Annotated in this window: 3 protein-coding genes; 1 reads left to right on the forward strand and 2 read right to left on the reverse strand. The window is 43.5% G+C overall.

Features of this window, described 5'->3' with window-relative positions; all coding sequences use genetic code 11:
* A partial coding sequence (locus JFN90_RS22000; protein ID WP_215906904.1) for a tyrosine-type recombinase/integrase occupies positions 1-1036 on the forward strand: 1036 nt, incomplete at its 5' end.
* Here the strand turns inward: JFN90_RS22000 and JFN90_RS22005 are convergent.
* Together JFN90_RS22005 and JFN90_RS22010 are read right to left on the reverse strand one after the other, a co-directional pair.
* Positions 1029-1433 (reverse strand): hypothetical protein, encoded by a 405-nt coding sequence (locus JFN90_RS22005; RefSeq protein ID WP_199397283.1) that lies wholly within the window; start codon positions 1431-1433, stop codon positions 1029-1031. The two genes, JFN90_RS22000 and JFN90_RS22005, sit on opposite strands and share 8 nt — an antisense overlap.
* A gap of 33 nt (positions 1434-1466) precedes the next feature.
* Positions 1467-2077 (reverse strand): hypothetical protein (locus JFN90_RS22010; protein ID WP_215906905.1); only part of this gene is annotated, 611 nt, incomplete at its 5' end.

Genomic DNA, 2077 nt, shown 5'->3' on the forward strand with positions numbered 1-2077 from the left:
CTCGGGTATGCTGACCGAGGAGCAGTTGCAGAAGACGGTGACCGACTTGCTCTATAGAGAGAAAGTTCAATCCCGCGACAAGCTCCTGTCTGAAGTCATCAGGATGTACCTTGAGGAAAAAAGCCCGAACCTCAAGCCCCGAACCCTTCTCGGTTACGAAACCATTTTTGCACGGAACATTTCAATTATCGGCGATAGGAAGGTCAACGCCGTCAAGCGAGAAGATGTCATCCGTCTTCGGTCAGCTCTGATCTCGGAAGGGATGAAAGAACGCACCTGTAACACTCACTTAGTTCATCTCTCATCCATGCTCCGGTGGGCTGTTCGCCAAGAGATCTGTGCTCGGAATTGTGCTGAGGGACTACTCTTAACCCTTTCCAACCGACATGACAGCGAGAGAAAACGATTCAGCATCGACGACTTGCAATCTATCTTTTCGAACATCCCGTTGATCGCTGGTGACGAAACCAACGTCTGGATTCCTCTGATCGCTTTGTTTAGTGGTATGCGCAAAGAGGAGATCTGTCAATTAGAAAGAGGCGACGTTCGGCACGAAGACGGGATCTGGGTGTTCGACATCAACAGCAAAGGAGAGAAGACCACCAAAACAGAGGCGGGCTTGAGACTCGTACCTATTCACTCCAAGCTCCTCCACATGGGATTCATCGAGTTTTGTAACAACCGAGCACGGGGAAAACACTCTGGCAATCTGTGGGGATTCGTTCGTTGGCGTGAGTCTTGGTGCAAGCGATGGGGTGGACGCTTCAATGAGTGGTATTCGAAGAATGTTCAAACAGATAAAGGGAAGGTGTTTCATTCGTTCCGGCACACCTTCGTTGACGAATTAAAACAATCAAACCTCTCAAAGGAGTTGGTGTCGGAACTGGTCGGTCACGTCGTGAAGGGTGAAACGTTCGGTCGATATGGCAAAGGGTATTCAGTTCAGGTTCTCAAGAATGCGGTAGAGATCCTGTCGTATGACATCGACTTAACCCGCTTGGAGAATCACATTGGCAGTTGTTGCTCCATCAGTTGAGTCTCCTGAACAATGTAACGTTTTCCCATGTCTTTTTCTCGATGCCTTGCTGCATACACTCGTTTAGTGTTTCAACTATGTCTTTATAGTTACTCATTGCGGCAACAGTAGGAAAAAAATAGGTTCCTGTCAGGTCAAATAAAGGAGACGTTTTGACGAATCGCATGTAAATGAAACCACTACCTTGATGCGCAATAATCAGATTTCCATAATCGAAATTTCTGATTTCACACTGCGTAACATCAATAATTATCTCTGCAAGATCTGAGACAGGTACAAACAGAGATTCACATATCTCGTTAACATGAACATCATGAATGAGCTGGGTTGTATTTTTGCAGTACAAAGGGGTGAAAATAACGCCACTGTTGCATTTTATTTCGAATATTTCTACCACTGTACTTTCTCCTTGTGCCAAGTTGTAGTGGCATCATACTTGTGCTTCATTATTTAAAACTCTTTTGAGACGTGCCTTTACACTTCGAACATGCATTCCCTCTCTTTGAGCAAATCCTTTCAGCTGAGCGTCTTGGCCAATTTCGACACCACTTGCAGACAGATAAGACGCATACCTGAGTTCGAGAAACATGTCTAATAAACCATCAAGGTTGCACAAAGATTTCAGGTAATAGATTTCGGTGTCAAGAATTTTTATGAGATTTGTCACTATTGAATCAGAAGCTAATTTGAACGGCGTATCCGCGTATTTAATTGAAAAACAATAGGTCAAATAATTACAAATTGTTGCTTGAAACAAGGAATGAATTGATTTTCTATGATCAACCATTGGCGATAATATTGGTCGGGTTAGACGTATAAAAAAAATGCCCGATCTTACAGCTGTTCGTTTACTCGCTTTGATATCAGTGTTACTGTTGCTATGTCGATCCATAAAAATGAACTTCACCGCATCACGTGCATTTTCCATTATGTTTTCATAGCCATACATCTCAGAGTCTATATCATCAAGCTGTTTTGCTAACTTTTGCAAATCCTTCACTATTTTCTTCAGATCGGAGCTATCCATTTCGAGCCTCTCTA

Origin of the sequence: Geomonas propionica, from assembly GCF_016458235.1 — a bacterium.
Classification (GTDB): Bacteria; Desulfobacterota; Desulfuromonadia; order Geobacterales; family Geobacteraceae; genus Geomonas; species Geomonas propionica.